The sequence below is a fragment of the Rhizobium sp. 62_C5_N11_2 genome (assembly GCF_051811185.1).
Classification (GTDB): domain Bacteria; phylum Pseudomonadota; class Alphaproteobacteria; order Rhizobiales; family Rhizobiaceae; genus Rhizobium; species Rhizobium leguminosarum.
Genome location: NZ_JBPWPW010000001.1, coordinates 3,633,350 through 3,649,285, shown reverse-complemented (window position 1 = coordinate 3,649,285; position 15,936 = coordinate 3,633,350). Strand labels below are relative to the sequence as shown.

The 15,936-nt window shown below is 59.8% G+C and carries 13 protein-coding genes and 1 tRNA gene; 6 read left to right on the top strand and 8 right to left on the bottom strand.

Features of this window, described 5'->3' with window-relative positions; translation table 11 throughout:
• Positions 1-103: 103 nt before the first annotated feature.
• From istA to AB8B31_RS18125, 4 genes are all read left to right on the top strand, one after another.
• Positions 104-1,630, top strand: a complete 1,527-nt coding sequence (gene istA / locus AB8B31_RS18140) for an IS21 family transposase (RefSeq protein ID WP_130713392.1) — start codon at positions 104-106, stop codon at positions 1,628-1,630.
• A complete protein-coding gene (istB, locus tag AB8B31_RS18135; protein ID WP_130660431.1) occupies positions 1,620-2,432 on the top strand; it encodes an IS21-like element helper ATPase IstB in 813 nt (270 codons plus the stop codon). Before istA ends, istB begins: the two co-directional genes overlap by 11 nt.
• An 837-nt stretch (positions 2,433-3,269) precedes the next feature.
• Positions 3,270-4,459 (top strand): IS3 family transposase gene (locus tag AB8B31_RS18130; protein ID WP_130747538.1). Its coding sequence is split into 2 segments (ribosomal slippage): positions 3,270-3,519 and positions 3,519-4,459, totalling 1,191 coding nucleotides; the frame shifts between segments, so codons are not numbered across the junction.
• Between the two features lie 182 nt (positions 4,460-4,641).
• Positions 4,642-5,019 (top strand): hypothetical protein, encoded by a 378-nt coding sequence (locus AB8B31_RS18125; protein WP_131703022.1) that lies wholly within the window; start codon positions 4,642-4,644, stop codon positions 5,017-5,019.
• 26 nt (positions 5,020-5,045) lie between these two features.
• On the opposite strand, the gene AB8B31_RS18120 is transcribed toward AB8B31_RS18125, so the two are convergent.
• From AB8B31_RS18120 to cpdR1, 7 genes are all read right to left on the bottom strand, one after another.
• Positions 5,046-6,110, bottom strand: coding sequence for a caspase family protein (locus AB8B31_RS18120; protein ID WP_131703023.1), 1,065 nt, complete (start codon positions 6,108-6,110; stop codon positions 5,046-5,048).
• A 32-nt stretch (positions 6,111-6,142) separates the two neighbouring features.
• Positions 6,143-8,620, bottom strand: coding sequence for a GAP1-N1 domain-containing protein (locus AB8B31_RS18115; RefSeq protein ID WP_131703024.1), 2,478 nt, complete (start codon positions 8,618-8,620; stop codon positions 6,143-6,145).
• Positions 8,617-9,465: a hypothetical protein gene (locus AB8B31_RS18110; protein WP_131703025.1), complete on the bottom strand. Its 849-nt coding sequence runs from the start codon at positions 9,463-9,465 to the stop codon at positions 8,617-8,619. The genes AB8B31_RS18115 and AB8B31_RS18110 overlap by 4 nt, the downstream gene beginning before the upstream one ends.
• The gene (locus AB8B31_RS18105; RefSeq protein ID WP_439007482.1) at positions 9,465-10,292 is read right to left on the bottom strand and encodes a TRAFAC clade GTPase domain-containing protein; all 828 of its coding nucleotides are present in this window, start codon (positions 10,290-10,292) and stop codon (positions 9,465-9,467) included. The genes AB8B31_RS18110 and AB8B31_RS18105 overlap by 1 nt, the downstream gene beginning before the upstream one ends.
• 141 nt (positions 10,293-10,433) lie before the next feature.
• On the bottom strand, positions 10,434-11,774 hold the full coding sequence (locus AB8B31_RS18100; protein WP_439007481.1) for a GTPase-associated system all-helical protein GASH: 1,341 nt from the start codon (positions 11,772-11,774) through the stop codon (positions 10,434-10,436).
• 369 nt (positions 11,775-12,143) lie between these two features.
• Positions 12,144-12,218 (bottom strand) — tRNA-Val (locus AB8B31_RS18095).
• Positions 12,219-12,302: 84 nt separating this feature from the next.
• Entirely contained in the window at positions 12,303-12,665 is a 363-nt protein-coding gene (cpdR1, locus tag AB8B31_RS18090) for a response regulator CpdR1 (RefSeq protein WP_003542883.1), read from the bottom strand.
• A 187-nt stretch (positions 12,666-12,852) separates the two neighbouring features.
• Between cpdR1 and AB8B31_RS18085 the strand changes: the two genes are divergently transcribed.
• Both AB8B31_RS18085 and hisN read left to right on the top strand, forming a co-directional pair.
• Complete coding sequence (locus AB8B31_RS18085; protein ID WP_011653502.1) at positions 12,853-13,734, top strand: N-formylglutamate amidohydrolase; 882 nt, start codon at positions 12,853-12,855, stop codon at positions 13,732-13,734.
• A 276-nt stretch (positions 13,735-14,010) separates the two neighbouring features.
• The gene (gene hisN, locus AB8B31_RS18080) at positions 14,011-14,784 is read left to right on the top strand and encodes a histidinol-phosphatase (RefSeq protein ID WP_018243544.1); all 774 of its coding nucleotides are present in this window, start codon (positions 14,011-14,013) and stop codon (positions 14,782-14,784) included.
• A 39-nt stretch (positions 14,785-14,823) separates the two neighbouring features.
• On the opposite strand, the gene AB8B31_RS18075 is transcribed toward hisN, so the two are convergent.
• Positions 14,824-15,798, bottom strand: coding sequence for an alpha/beta fold hydrolase (locus tag AB8B31_RS18075; protein ID WP_018243543.1), 975 nt, complete (start codon positions 15,796-15,798; stop codon positions 14,824-14,826).
• Positions 15,799-15,936 lie beyond the last annotated feature (138 nt).

The following is a 15,936-nucleotide window of genomic DNA, read 5'->3' as shown; positions in this document are numbered from 1 at the left end:
CCACTGAGAGCTGACCCGGCGCAGCCAGATATTTCCATTGAGAATTGACCCATGTTTCAACCGTCCCTCGCATGTTTTCAGCGGGGGCTCTGGAGTGATCGACATGGCATTACTGAGCGTAATCCGACGCTGGCATTTTCGAGAGCATCTATCGATCCGGGAGATTTGCCGCAGGACCGGCCTGTCCCGGAATACCATCCGCAAATACCTGCGTGCCGGCGGCGTGGAGCCGAAGTTCAACGTCCCGGAGCGACCGAGCAAGCTTGACCAGTTTGCGGATCGATTGTCAGCTTGGTTGAAGACGGAATCCAAGAAGGGCCGCAAACAGAAGCGGACGATGAAGCAATTACATGCTGACCTGGTCAGCCTCGGCTACGAGGGCTCCTACAATCGCGTGGCGGCATTTGCTCGGGAATGGCGTGATGATCGGCAGAGGGAATTGCAGACGACAGGCCGCGGCACGTTTGTGCCCTTGGCGTTCGAGCCTGGTGAAGCCTTCCAGTTCGACTGGTCGGAAGACTGGGCGATCATCGGCAATGAGCGCACCAAGCTGCAGGTGGCGCATACGAAGCTGAGCTACTCCAGGGCTTTCATCGTCCGAGCCTATCTCCTGCAGACGCATGAGATGCTGTTCGATGCCCATAATCACGCGTTCCGCGTCTTCGGCGGCATTCCTGGCCGCGGCATCTACGACAATATGAAGACTGCAATCGACAAGGTCGGCCGTGGCAAGGAGCGCGACGTCAACGTCCGCTTCATGGCAATGGCCAGCCACTACGTGTTCGAGCCCGAGTTCTGCAATCCGGCCTCCGGCTGGGAGAAAGGACAGGTCGAGAAGAACGTTCAGGATGCGCGTCATCGCTTCTTCCAACCGGTCCCGCGCTTTCCATCACTGGAAGCCCTGAATGACTGGCTTGAGCAGCGTTGCAAGGAGTTCTGGGCACAGACCCCGCATGGTCAGATGCGTGGCACCATCGCCGACATCTGGGCAGAGGAAACACCAGCTTTGATGCCCGTTTCCAGGCCGTTCGACGGGTTTGTCGAATACACGAAGCGGGTCACGCCAACCTGCCTCGTGCATCTGGAGCGCAACCGCTACAGCGTTCCGGCATCCTTTGCCAATCGACCGGTGAGCCTTCGAGTCTACCCGGATCGTGTCGTCGTCGCGGCAGAAGGTCAGATCGTTTGCGAGCACCGTCGCGTCATCGATCGTTCCCATGATCGACCGGGGCAGACCATCTATGACTGGCGGCATTATCTGGCGGTGGTGCAGCGAAAGCCCGGCGCTCTTCGCAACGGCGCACCGTTCGCCGAGCTTCCAGACGCATTCCGGACCTTGCAACAATATCTGCTCAAGAAGCCAGGTGGCGACCGCGAGATGGTCGATATCCTGGCACTTGTTCTCCAGCACGACGAACAGGCAGTGCTCTCGGCCGTCGACATGGCGCTGAAGTCCGGCGTTCCGACCAAGACGCATGTGTTGAACCTGCTGCATCGCCTGGTCGACGGCAAATCCTTCACGCCGCCGACCCTCGACGCACCTCAGGCACTGACGCTCACCAATGAGCCCAAGGCCAATGTCGAACGATACGATACCTTGAGAAAGACGGAGGTTCGCCATGCGTCATAATCCGGCAAGCGGCGCGATCGTCATCATGCTACGGCAACTGAAGATGCACGGCATGGCCCACGCCGTCGGTGATCTGACCGAGCAGGGATCGCCGGCGTTTGAGGCTGCCATTCCGATCCTGTCCCAGCTTCTCAAGGCGGAGACTGCGGAACGAGAGGTCCGATCGACCGCATATCAGCTCAAAACCGCACGCTTCCCGGCTTACCGTGATCTGAACGGCTTCGACTTCGCCAGCAGCGAGATCAACGAGGCGCTCGTGCAACAGCTTCATCGCTGCGACTTCCTCGACGACGCCAACAACATCGTTCTGGTCGGCGGTCCCGGCACGGGCAAGACACACATTGCCACCGCGATCGGCGTCCAGGCCATCGAGCATCACCATAAACGGGTCCGGTTCTTCTCAACGGTCGAACTGGTCAACGCTCTCGAGCAAGAGAAGGCGCAGGGTCGGTCTGGGCAGATCGCTAATCGACTCGTCCATTCCGATCTCGTCATTCTCGACGAGCTGGGATACCTGCCGTTCAGCGCCTCAGGCGGTGCATTGCTCTTCCATCTGCTGAGCAAACTCTACGAGCGCACCAGCGTCATCATCACCACCAACCTGAGCTTCAGTGAATGGGCCAGCGTGTTCGGCGACGCCAAGATGACGACCGCGCTGCTCGACCGGCTTACCCACCACTGCCACATCCTGGAAACCGGAAACGACAGCTTCCGCTTCAAGAACAGCTCGGCTCATGAGCCCAAAACAACGAAGGAGAAACGAAGGAACTTGACCACCACGACCAACACAAACGATACCTAAAGGCGGGTCACTTCTCGGTGGAAACGCCGGGTCAGCTCTCAGTGGAAATCAACAGCTTTGTTTACTATTCAGCCAGGAGGCTGGTACAACGGAACTGCGGTAGCTGCTCTCGCTAATGGTCCCTGGGTTCCTGACGGTCCCGTCGCGCGCGGGAGTATCAATTTGTACGGACCCCAAGGAGTTTTCAATCTCGTCCCTACGCAGATCCTAGTCGCGTTCAGGCCACAAGTTAAGGTTACTCTATCGGCGTCAGATTATGCCTCAGTTCACACAAGCTTCAATGCCGGCGGTGGTTTTTCAATTGGTCCGTTTGGCTTTGGAGGTTCGTATCATAAGGAAACCAGCGACGTGAAATGGGACGATGCTACCAATACTATTACGGCGGTGGACAATAGCGACTCTCCTCAAATTGTGGCTGTAGTCAGTAATAGAATGCCTGATAACCACTAATAGAGCTGGCGTATTTGGACGAACTTGGACAATATTTAAGAGAGTGAAGGCCGCTCGAAGGGCGGCCTTCACTATAGATTATGCGCGCGGAAAAGCTTCGAACCTCAAACCTGGGGGCAACTGCTTTTCGCTTGAGTAGACGTCCCTTGGGCCCGCACGCGGCGGGCCCAATCGAATTGTCGTAACGTTGCGGTATAGCCAGTTGCGACGCTCGGCACGTGACACCACGGCCGTCACATCAGTCTTGACGTCGACTATTTGTGACAGGGTAGCCTCGGGCTTAAACCTTGAGGTGACACATGACAAAAATCGGCTACGCCCGGTGACCTTGCCCCGTTGAAATAATCCATTTTGAAGTAAGCTCTGGCCCATTGAGAGGACCAGGGAATGAAGCGCAATCGTTTCACAGACGAACAGATCATCGGCATTCTGAAGGAGCACGAGGCTGGCGCGCCGGTCTCGGAGCTTTGCCGCAAGCACGGCGTCAGCGATGCCAGCATCTATAAATGGAAAGCCAAGTTCGGCGGCATGGACGTATCCGAAGCCAAGCGGCTGAAGACGCTGGAAGACGAGAACACGAAGCTGAAACGGCTCCTGGCAGATGCGATGCTCGACAATGCGGCTTTGAAGGACCTTTTGGGAAAGAAGTGGTGACGCCCGCAGCAAGGCGGAAAGCTGTCGCTCATCTGATGGATCACCACCAGATGAGCGAACGGCGGGCGTGTAAAGCCATCGGGTTTTGCCGAATGACGATCCGTTACGAAACCAGCCGCGGCGACGATCATGGCCTTCGCGAGCGCATGAAGGCGTTGGCGAATGAACGCCGCCGCTTTGGCTATCGACGCCTTCATGTACTGCTCAGGCGCGAGGGACACCTTGTGAACCACAAAAAGCTTTTCCGGCTCTATCGGGAGGAGAAGCTCACCGTGCGCAAGCGCGGCGGGCGGAAGCGAGCGATAGGCACACGAGCACCGATGCTGATCCCGCTTGCCGCCAATGATCGCTGGTCACTGGACTTCGTGTCGGATCAACTCACCGATGGACGCAGGTTCCGGGTGCTTACGGTCGTCGACGATTGTACCAGGGAATGCCTGGGCCTCATCGCCGATACGTCCCTTTCCGGCCTGCGGGTTGCCCGTGAGCTGGACCGGATCATCGAGGGACGAGGCAAGCCGAAGATGATCGTCAGCGACAACGGCAGCGAGTTCACCAGCAACAAGATCCTGCAATGGACGGATCGGACCAAGGTGGAATGGCACTACATCGCACCGGGCAAACCGATCCAGAACGCCTTCATCGAAAGCTTCAATGGGCGGCTGCGAGACGAGTTCCTGAATGAAACGCTCTTCTCGTCACTGACCCATGTTCGATCAGCGCTTTCAAACTGGCGCAGCGATTACAACGATCATCGACCGCACTCTGGACTCGGCTGGATGACACCTGCCGAGTTCGCTCAGACAATCAACCCGCGACGTGATGCGGCGCTACGCAGCCGGAACGGCTCCGCACCGCTTCACGCCGCTACCGCCCAGAATACAGCAACCCAAAACCGCTGGAGCGAACTCAAAACTGGATAAAACTTGGGGGCAAGGTCATTACTAACAAACTCGCAGGCCCGTCTGCATCCAACCTTGACCGAGATATCGCGTTGAAGTTCGCTTGGTTCGCCGCGTGCGGACAAGCTATGCGCCGTGCCGATATAATCGCGTGGCCGAAGGGTCGGGCGGAGGAAGTCGCACACAAATTTTACGACATCGACATGGAAGAAAAGCGCTCCAGTTCTCCGAAGTTTGATGGCGAGCTAAAAGCCTTGGCACGAGTAATTCTGGCTCGAATTGCCTGTGCGAACATTAAATCGACATCCCACAGCGATTGCGAAGTCAGCAACGGTGAAGCACTTGCAACACTTGAGGTCACCGCGAAGGGCAAGTGGATCATCATCGAGAAAAGCCATGTTCAGGAGGCATTCGACAGTAGTGCCCAACACGTCGTACAGACACTTCGCAACGTTCCGGGTCTGCTCATGGGACGGGTTAATAGCCCTTTCTATCAAGACCGCTCAGGCGGCAAGACCTGCTCAGTGTTGAAGCTGGATTATAGGCAACTGGTATCCATCGCTTTCCCAAACGCGCAGTGAGGGGAAAGTAGTGTGAGGCGACCTAGCTAATCGACCAGTTCGGAAAGCCTCCCGTGGTTCGGAAATTCCCCCAAGGCCGCCTCGATAAGGCTTCGCTTAGAGATATTTGGGCCGCCGCCGCCCTGCGACAAAGTGCGCAGGGCGGCGAACCAAGCCGCGCGTCCAGTGCCTCCTGCCTTCAGGCGAGCGGGGTCGCCCCCGGCCCGAATCCAGATGTCCTGGTCGGTCGGCCCCGCCGGATAGAGGTCGGCCATAACCTGCTCAAGATCCCGCGCGTTTTCAGATGCGGGCGTAATGCTGCCTGGCGACTTTCGACCGCCAAGCGAAAGCGCGACTGGGAAGTCGTCCTCGAGATCGGACGCCTTGAAGATGGGATGCTGCCTGCCAGGCACTGCTCGACGCACCTTCTCCGAGACGTGATTGAAGAGAGTGAAGATGCGGATCGTTCCGTCGGCATTGGCTGGTGCGCCTCCCCTCAGCCCGTCGAGTAAGGCTGTTGTAAAGACGCTGTTTCGCTCGCAGCGAAGGACGAGCGATGTTTCGCTAGCGCGAGAAGAGGCCAGCACGACCCGCCCGGTTCCTTGCGAGAGACGCTGAAGCGACTTTTCGTCGAAACCCTCCACGAAGTTCTGTAGCGAGCCGGTTTTCAGTGTCGCCGCGCCGCCGGCGTGGCACGCATCCATCACTACCAGCAGGCGGGACGCCGTGATGGCGGCGAGGGCGTTCGAGAGCTCGGCTTCGCTGAGCGTGGTTGCCAGCGCGTCGTTCATCTTGCAGTCGTAGGGAAGCAAGGCGCTTGTCTCAGAATTTCCTATTCCGAAGCGGGCGCCGTGGCCGGAGAAGAAGATAGCGACAGTATTGTCGGGCTTCGCATCGGCGGCGAGATCGGCGAGGGCCTTGCGAATACCGGCAAGCGTCGCCTCATCATCGAGGAGGACGGTGACGTTATCTTCAGGGTAACCGCAAAGGTCGGGCGATCTTAGGACGTTCGCAATATCACGCGCGTCGTTGAGAACCGCTTCTGGAAGTTTGCTTACGTCCTGATAATTCGCCACGCCGATTACCAACGCGCGCCCTTGGTTGAACTTCATCAGTTGCTCCCGGTACTGTGGGTTGTTTGAGGTTAAGGCCCGTTAAAGAGGGGATCGTCAGCAAGAATGCGAAGCTGGCCATTGGCCTCGTAGTCTCGGCGCATCTCCCATATCAGCCGATTGATACTAGGCGGCTTTCCGCGTTGGATGGAGCGTACCGCTTCGCGCCAACGCCAGATACCGGTGCCGCTTTGGCTCAGGTCGGAGCCGCGGCCTCCAGCCCGTTCCCAAAGACTTTCGTGGTCTGGACCGCTTGGGTATAGATCAGCAGCTAGCTGAGTAAACGACTCCCATTTGTCAGCGTTGGTAATAGGCGAGAGAGCCAGTAGCCATCGATCCCACATGCCGATCAGGTCGAGGCAAACGCGCAGCGCGGGGTTGAGGTCTTTGCGGCCGGATCGCTGAAGGGATATGAGGTCGTCGACGATCTCGCGCCGCCTGCGTGCGAAGATACTTTGACCGAGCTGTTCCGCTTCCTGCTGAACAAGCGGATTGTGCTTCCGCACGGCGGAACCGACCCAGCGGCGGAACAGAGCGTCGTCGAGGCCGGGGAGCACGGCCATCACGCGAAGACCGGGCAGAACCGCGCCATCTGCGAGCTGGGCGAGCAGGCAATCCAGCTTTGAATCGCTCAAAATTCGCTGTTCCAGTTCCCTCTCGACGTAGGGATCGTGCGCCTCTTCGCCTGCACGCTCGAACCATGCGTCAGCCGTGGCTGCGAGCAGACGGGTGCGGAGCTGCCCCCCGACATGACGCCACAGCTCTGGTCTTCGAGCGAAAGAGGATAGGTCGGCGAGTGGCGTCTCCGATAAGCGTTCCAGGATCGAGATCGGCACGGGGCGACCGCCAATTAGGTCAAGAAGAATCACTTCAAAGGCAGCGCGCGGATCTTTCGGCCCTTGCCACGCGGCAGGGTTGATCTCAAGGGCGATCGCCCAAATCGAGCGGTTCGCGGCCACAGCAAGATCTAGGCCGGATAGCAGCGAAGGTGTCTCGGCGACCTTCTCACCAGCGATGCGCATTATCCGCTGGTCTCCGATCTCGACCGCGCAATCGATGATCTCGTTTTGATTCGCGCGGCGCAGAGCGAGCCGCATGGTGGTGAGATCTGAGCTAGATTGAAGCTTGCACTGGAGTCGGGCGGCTTCGATCGGCGGCAAGCCCGCACTGACTGTGACCGAGTGGAGAGAGAGGAGCTCGTGCTTCGACGCGTAACCGATGACAGGGTCGGCGGCCTTTGGGTCTAGCTGCACTGGGGCCGCTTCGACGAGTCGCCCCTCGACGGCACGGTCCACTTGGGCGAGCGCTAGGAGCGGAGCCGAAATCGCGTGATCCACCGTCGCCCATCGCCAGAAGCCAATTGCGAACCTGCCCGAAGTGCTGTGGGCGGACTGATATAGCCCTTCCGTCAAGGCATGCCGCCACTCCGCGCGAGCGTCACAGTCGAGAAGGGCGTCGCGAAGGATGAGAAGGACGTCGTCATCTTCGCAAGGAGGGAACGCGTATTTTCCTGCCCATGCCTCAAGAGCTTTCCAGACGCTCCGGGCAGCGGGGAAGCCGATAAGAGAGAGATTGCGTAGTGCGAGGATGTCGGATGGCTTCGCCCGTGGGAGCGCTTCGACGATCCGATTGACGAGCTCGCGCTTGTTATCCTCGCCACGGCTTGCGTCGGGTGAGAGACGCTCGACAAGCCTGATGGCGGCGAGGACCCGTGAGATGCCGGCGTCGTTTGTCGACGCCATCCGATGAGCCTGCTCCAACAGAGGTAACTCTTCGAACGTGGCGAGTTCGGCTCCGATGCACTTCGCGAAAGCGCGGATTGCCGCCCCGGCTTCTGAGCCGTCGATTACTGCAGCGGCGTGAGGTTTCGCGCCGCCCATTCGCCCAACGATGCGGTGCTGCTGCCAGCGGCCTATCAGCGAGGCGGGGGTGCAGACGATCGTCGGAGCCGGGCTCTCGACGACGTCGCCGGGACCGAAGCTGAGGCGGAAGGAGAAGCGACGTCGCAGGGCGGGCCACATCCGTGCCCAAAGTGCGGTAACGAGCTCCTCGAATCCCGAGGTTCCGATCCGCACTACCGGTCCAGCGCCGCGGGTGACAAGCGCGGCCGCAGCATCGGAGAGATCAGGACTGGGAGGTGACATGTCGTCCCCTGTCTCTATCTCGAGTGGCATTGCTTCTGCGGGAGCGAGATCGGGCAAGGTGATCAGGCGTTCCAAGAAACGGCGCAGGTCGATCGTCGTGATGATCGTGTCCAGTGGCACGAACAGCGCGTGCGTGAGAACCATCCCGGCCCGGCTAGCCGAGGTGTCGTGAAAGGTCCTCGCGAGTACGTAAAGGTCCTGGTGGGGGAAGCCGGAGACGTAGGGCGACCACTCCGCGCCCGGTGGCGCGGTGTCGGGAAGGTCAAGCCGGTTGGCAAGCTCTGCTGCAAGCCTTCGGTCTCCGCTTGAAGTCCGTAGGCCGTGTCCGCTTTGGACGACTCCGTATATCGCCTGTTGAACAATCACAGCGGTGGCGTCCTTGGAGCGAAGGTGCCGAGCATCGCATGGATCGGCGCAGTTAGGTCGTTGGATTGCGTACCGTCTGGCGCGATCACATAACCAAAGTGCTCTGGGCCTTGTGCCACGTAGTCCATGTCGCGTGCGGTGGGGCTGAGGGGTCTCTCCAGCGCCGATAGGCCCATAATAAGTGGGGTCTGCCATACCGAACGGACGAAAGCCGAAACGAGCGGAAGTCTGGCGTCGAGAGCCTCCTCGGGCCTGCCTTTAAATGCGGCCTCATCCCAACATGTTAAAAGGACACCGAGGCGGGGCAGCCTGTCGGTCAGGCCGCTGAGACCGCCGGCGAAAAGTAACATTTGGAGGAGTTCGACCAATCTTGCCTGATCAGACGGATGCACCTCATTGCTATCCATGGAAATTCCGCCAAGCTCGCCGAGCGGCTTCGAAAAGATGTCGTCCCCGATCCGCGTCTGCTGGAGACGGATAAGCAAGAGCCATGCACCCGCGGTCTCGATGCGCGTCTGCCAAGCGGACGGCACGCGGCGCGTCTCAATAATGGTCTTGATTTGCTCGCCGCCGTAGTCCGGCCAGACGAGCTCAGCCCGATGACCTTCGGCGTCGGCGACCGGCCACACGCTGTCGACGTAGGTCGCCGTGGCGGTATGTCCAGCCGCGCGGCCTTCATTCAGGCTATCAAGCGCCGCCTCGAACGGTTCGACGTTGGTGGCGGCGCCATCCATGTGTAGGAGGTCGTCGCCCTTCATTAGGCGGCGGAGGAGCTGAGCTCCGTAGTGGGTCTTTCCCACGCCGCTCTCGCCAACGAGAAGGATGGATGAGCTAGTGGGGGTCATTACCGCCTCGAGCCGTAGACGAAGAGGGGGTCTTCAGAGGTGGCCATCGGCGGCGGCAGCTTCACGGTCGGGCGCTGCAGGTCCACTGCCCACCGAAGCAGATCCACAAGGCCGGTTCCCTCGCTGGGTGCCGGGTCGCCCTCACTCTGGTCGATCACGCTGACCGAGAACTCTGTGGCGCTGGGCATGACGTCGAAGACGGCCTTCCGTATGGCGGTACTCATCGCCGGCGCAATTTTGACATCGGCCTTCGTCCAGACAAGAGCCACAGGACGTTCCCGGAGTTCGGAACCGAGGCGTCGTGCAAGAAGCTGGAGCGAGCCTCTTGCTGATCCCATGGCTTCGCCTGATAGCGCTTCGCGATCCGCGACCACGAGGAAGGCATCAGCATGGTCGGACACCCAGCGCGCTCCTATTCCCTCTTGGGAGTCTGCGTTGACAGCCCATTTCTGGAACCATTCGCCAGGCGCGTCCGTGAACAGGTAATCGACGGGACGCCCCTGATCCTCGTCGCGAAGCGCGAGGTGTAGCATGCCAGGCGCGCGGCCGCTGCGGCTCGAAGTATGCGGTGGGAAGCGAGGCGGGTGTCCCGGTGCCCAACGCATAGCGCCGGCGACGGCCTCCCAACCGGAAAGAGAGTAGGAGCCGGCGAAACGGCGGCCGCCGAGATTGGCGAGGCCTCGCCCGAGAAGTAGGTACCATGCGCCAAGCAAAGTCGTCTTCCCGGCGTTCTGTGCGCCGACGATCCCAATGACGAAGGGACGCGCGCGACCGGAGACGAAGCCTAGGTCGGCAAGACCAAGAGCGCTGCCGGACCAAGGAAGCAAGACCTCATCAGACAAGTCGCCCGCAGGGGCATCATTTCGAATTGTCCCATGCCAGACGGGGCACTTAGAAAGATTCGTGTGGCCAAGGTCGCAGCCTGTGTCCGGGACGAAGCAGGTTTCCCGCGTGCACTTGTCCATGTGTCAGCCCTTCTTTGAGCGACGCTTCGCCGATGAGCTGTCCGAAGCGGCCTTCGAAGCCTGCAGTTCTCGGAAAATCCAGCACGCCCATGCGACAGGATCGAGACGAGCGTCCGCTGGAACCCCTGTCAAAATCTGGAAGGCGTCTTCAGCGCGTGCCCTAGCGTGATCAGGATGGCCAATCAGGGCGAGTAACGGACCGCGTCCGTCAGGAGCACCTACCAAATCGGCAGCAGCCGACCTCAGTGACGCAAGGCTAGCCTCGTCCTGCGCCTCGGTAACGAGTTCGCGGATCATCCGGTCTTTGCCCTGCTCAGTTCCAGGTAACTGCCGGACTGTTTCACTTAGGAAGGCGACGACGCTCGCGGGGGAGAACAACGGAACCTCATTGAAGAGATCGAGCGCCATGTGGGCAGCCGCCACGTTGACCGGAAGTGCTCGATAGCTTCTCCGTGCAGTAGGCGAAAACAAGGCTTCTTTCCACCACAACAGGCTGGTACGGCGCTGTAGACCCGCGGTTGCCGCACTTACCGACTTGAGCGTGTCGTCGACGTAGCTTGAGACTTGCTTTGCCAACTGGTTCAGGGGACCGCTTAGATCTGGCTGCGTAATCTCGATCTCCGCTATCGCAGCATCAACGGCGTCGGCAACCGCAGCCGCCGATAGTCGTCCAAAATCACTGACCCACTGCGTTGGAGAACCCTGTGGCCAGTACTGATTTCCGCCGGTTTGGGCGTTTCCACTTCGAGAGTCGTGATATTGAGGACCCGCCGCGGCCATCATTTCGTTCTGGAGCCGGTCTCGCTCCGTTGTACCAGCGGTTACACTCAGCGCCTTGATCTTAGGCAGGTCGTAGGACATCGGTGCAATCGTCACGGATGCCGGCGTCGCCCATTCCGCTTCGGCGCGGATATCGACCTTCGCCTCGATGCGGTTGACAACATCCGCCCAGATATCCCGCTCATTATCGGCCTGCAGACGCGGCAGGGCGTTGCGGGCGGAGGCGACGAAACAGACGCCGACTCGATCGTCATCCTCAGCCGCAGTCACGAGAGCGTCAAGTAGCATCGCCCGGATGACGGCGATTGGCGTCGAAGAGAAAGTGTTGCGGTAGGTCGTCCAGCGTGCTTGGAGAGCGGCGAGTGCCTCAACGACGATCGGATCGTTTTCCGGAGCTTCGGGATCGAATGCGATAAGAGAAAAGCTCTGCGCTTTTGACGGCGACTTTTTCAGTTCGCTTGCCAGGTCGTTTGCCGCCTGCGAGAGTTTCGCTAGTTTAGTATCGTCGCCTCCGACATTGATCAGACCGTTGTTCAAAAAGCGTAGAAGTACAGAATCGTCCACCTGCTGCTCCCATTTCGCAGTGCTTGTTTTGTTCTATAGCAAGGGGTAAAGCGAGAAGCAAAGCCACAGAAGCTGTTTTACAACCTCTTGATGCGATTGTGCGTAGGGTTTCGCTTCCGACCGAGCGTCAATTCGTTCAATTCCGCTTTTCACATCGGAAACACGCGACATTTCTCACGGTCGAAGGCCGAGTCGGTAAGGGGTGACGGTCAGTAATTCTGACCGCTAATCGGAGACTGGTGGTGGCTGTAGCAACTCTTCTCGAACAGGCAGGAGGCGTACCCTCAAGTTCCCGATTTTTTGCTTACTAGCTGCTTACTGAAAAGGCTTAGCGGGATTTTCCATCACCGCTAAGCCTTTGAATTCGAATGGTGGGCGTGACAGGGATTGAACCTGTGACCCCTACGATGTCAACGTAGTGCTCTCCCGCTGAGCTACACGCCCATCCGATGGCGGCGCATAGATCACAAAACCTTCGGAGCCGTCAATAGGCTTTTTTCAGTTTTGTGACGCGCCGCCCGGCAAGCCTTACGCGGCAAGCATCTTGTTGACCTCATCGACGAGATCGCGCAGGTGAAAAGGCTTCGAAAGGACCTTGGCATCCTTCGGCGCCTTCGAATCAGGGTTGAGCGCCACGGCGGCAAAACCGGTGATGAACATCACCTTCAGGTCGGGGTCGAGCTCGGTGGCGCGTCGCGCCAGCTCGATGCCGTCCATCTCGGGCATGACGATATCGGTCAGCAGCAGGGAAAACGGCTCCTCGCGCAGCCGGTCATAGGCGCTGGCGCCATTGTCATAGGAAAGGACCTTGTAGCCGGCCTTTTCGAGCGCTTTCACCAGGAAGCGGCGCATGTCGTTGTCGTCTTCGGCGAGAAGTATCTTCTGAGTCATCAATCCAGACCGCGATCCATAGGTTTTTGGTGGGCTGCCAGCCGTTTACACTAGTCTTTACCCGGTAAACAACCGGTGAATTGTCTGTGCGTGACCGCCATCCCTCCTACATAGTATGGACTTGCGGCCGGGCAACTGGCAACATGGGCCAAGCAGTCAGTTCATGACATGGTAAAGAGGGCCGAAAGTGCCGGAAATACGCGAATACGAGCTTTTTGAGGTCCATGAGCCCGTGTCGCAGACCATTCCTTTCGTCTACAACTCCCCCCATAGCGGCCGCATTTATCCACCGGAATTTATCGCTCAGTCCAGGCTTGAGGGCATCGCCATCCGCCGTTCCGAGGATCACTATGTCGACGAGCTCTTCGGCTCGGCCGTCGCACTCGGCGCGCCGCTGCTGGCAGCCAACTTTCCGCGCGCCTATCTCGACGTCAATCGCGAGCCTTATGAGCTCGATCCGCGGATGTTCGACGGGTTGCTGCCGCCCTATGCCAATGTCAATTCGCTCAGGGTCGCCGGCGGGCTCGGCACCATTCCGCGCATCGTCGCCGAGAACATGGAGATCTATGCGCGGCGCCTGCCGGTGCAGGAGGGGCTCGACCGCGTCGAAGCGGTCTACAAGCCCTATCATGCGGCGCTTCGACGGCTGATCGCGCGAACGCATGTGCAGTTCGGCTTCGGCGTGCTGATCGACTGCCACTCGATGCCCGGCAATGTGCGCGTCGCCGGCAGCACTGCGCGACCTGATTTCATCATCGGTGATCGCTACGGCACCAGCGCTTCGGCCGAACTTTCGCGCGCTGCCATCGCCATCCTGGAGGAAATGGGTTTTGCTGCGATCCGCAACAAACCCTATGCCGGCGGCTTCATCACCGAACATTACGGCCGGCCTTCGCGCGGACTGCACGCGCTGCAGATCGAGGTGAACCGGGCGATCTACGTCGATGAGCTGACTCTGGAGAAACGCGAGGATTTCGCTGCGGTGGCTGATGCGGTCACGGACTTCATGCAGCAGATGGCGGAATATGTTGAGAAATTTGCCGGTGAGCGGGCGCTGGCCGCCGAATAGATCTCTTTTTCGATGTCGCTGACGTCTGGCCTTCGTCTTCCCGGCCAAAAAAAACCGCGCTTGTGAGCGCGGCTAAGTCTAGGGAGGAAACACCCAAGGAGGGTATTTACAGTCAGAAGACTGTATGGAGACGCTACTATTGCATTGCACAAATGTCAAGCAATATATTGCGCTGCGATATCTTTGGGCAGTTAGAGCCAAATTGCCTGCTGCGTTTGCATTCCCATTGCTTTTCGCTATGAAAAGCGCCACTCCCGCCAGCCAAACGGATCCATCATGTTTCCTGACCGTTCGTTTTTCAACCGCCTGGCGGAAGCCGCCCGAGCCGAGACGCTGCCGCGCTTCCGCTCCGGCCTCGATGTCACGAACAAGCTTTCCTCCGGTTTCGATCCGGTGACGGAAGGTGACCGGGCGGCCGAACTCGCCATCCGGGCGCTGATCGAGGAGAGTTTCCCCGGCCACGGCATTCTCGGCGAGGAACATGGCAATGTCGGGCTCGACCGCGAATATGTCTGGGTGATCGATCCGATCGACGGCACGCGTGCCTTCATCTCCGGTGTGCCGGTGTGGGGAACGCTGATCGGCCTGCAGAGGGATGGCAGGGCGATCATGGGCATGATCGAGCAACCCTTTACCGGCGAGCGCTATTTCGCCGACCAGAACGGCTCGATCTATACCGGGCCGGAGGGCGAGCGGCGGCTGGCGACGCGCCAGTGTGATGCGCTTTCGAACGCCATCCTGTTCACCACCTCGCCGCATCTCTTTGTCGGCGAGGAGATGGAGAAATACCGCGAGATCGAGAGCCAGGTGCGGCTCTTCCGCTACGGCTGCGACTGCTATGCCTATGCGTTGCTTGCCGCCGGCCATATCGATCTCGTCATCGAAAACAGTCTGAAACCCTATGACGTCGGCGGCATCATTCCCGTCATCGAGGGGGCAGGCGGCATCATCACCACCTGGGACGGCGGACGGCCTGAGAACGGCGGCTCGATCATCGCCGCCGGCAGCCGGGCGGTCTACGAACAGGCGATCGCCGTTCTGCAGCGGTGATCCCGCCGTGCTGATTCCGCGGTCAGCAATGCTGGCCGGTCATGTGCCGAGGGCGGCGACTTCTTGGTTTTCTTCGGCATCGCTGCCGGGAATGAAGGCGTGGAAGGCCGCAAGGGCGGCAGCGCGGTAGATATCGCGCTCCTGGAAGATCTCGTGGCGGGCGCCGTTGATCGGCACCAGCTGGCCGGCGCGGAAATAACGCGAAAGCCGCTCCTGCGCCGTGTAGGGCACGACACCGTCACGCGTCGGGGCGATGACGATGGTCGGGATGGTGATGGAAAAGAGATGGTAGGGCGAGGTGACCCGGTCCATCGTGCGAAAGGCCTCGATCAGCCAGCGGGCCGTCGGCGGCCCGAGCGTCAGTTCCGGATGAGCCCTCATCATCGCAACATTGCGCTCGAACCGGTGTTCGTCCGAGGTCAGCGGATTGTCGCTGAAGTTCGGCTCCTTCAGTTTCGAGGTCAGCGGCAGAAAACCAAGGCCGAGGGCCGTCAGCGTGCCTGCAAGAGCGCGGATGACGCGAGGCGAGACCGATTGGCCGGTCAGGCCGATAAAGGGCGCCGACAGCACCATGCGATCGATACGGGTGGTGAGATAGGGCGCGGCCGACAGCGCAATCAGGCCGCCTGTGGAATGCGCGAGCAGATAGAAGGGCAGGCGGGTATCCGGCAACACCACCCTTTCGAGGAAGGTGTCGAGATCACGCTCGTAATCGACGAAGCGGCGAATGTGGCCGTGGTTGCGGCTCTTCAGCAGCCGCGGCGAACCGCCCTGGCCGCGCATATCGAAGGTCGCGACCCAGAGGCCTTTGGCCGTCAGGTCGCGGATCGTCTCGAAATATTTCTCGATATATTCGTTGCGGCCATGCAGGATGACGACCGTGCCCTTGGCGACCAGAGCGCTCGAGCGGAAGACGGCGTAACGCAGCTGGTGGCCGTCATGGGTTTCGAAGAACCCCTCCGTGCGGTTTTCCGGGGCGGGATTGTCGGGCGTCGAATAGAGAACCTGATCCATGACTTTGCCAATGCGCCGCTGCTGACTGCTTCGCCTTCAGGGATAGCGCACGGCATCCGGATTGGAAAGCGGTGGCGCTCGCAAGGCCGGCTGGAGGAAAAGGGCCGGCAGGAGCATGAGGGTGCTCGCGGCCGGCCG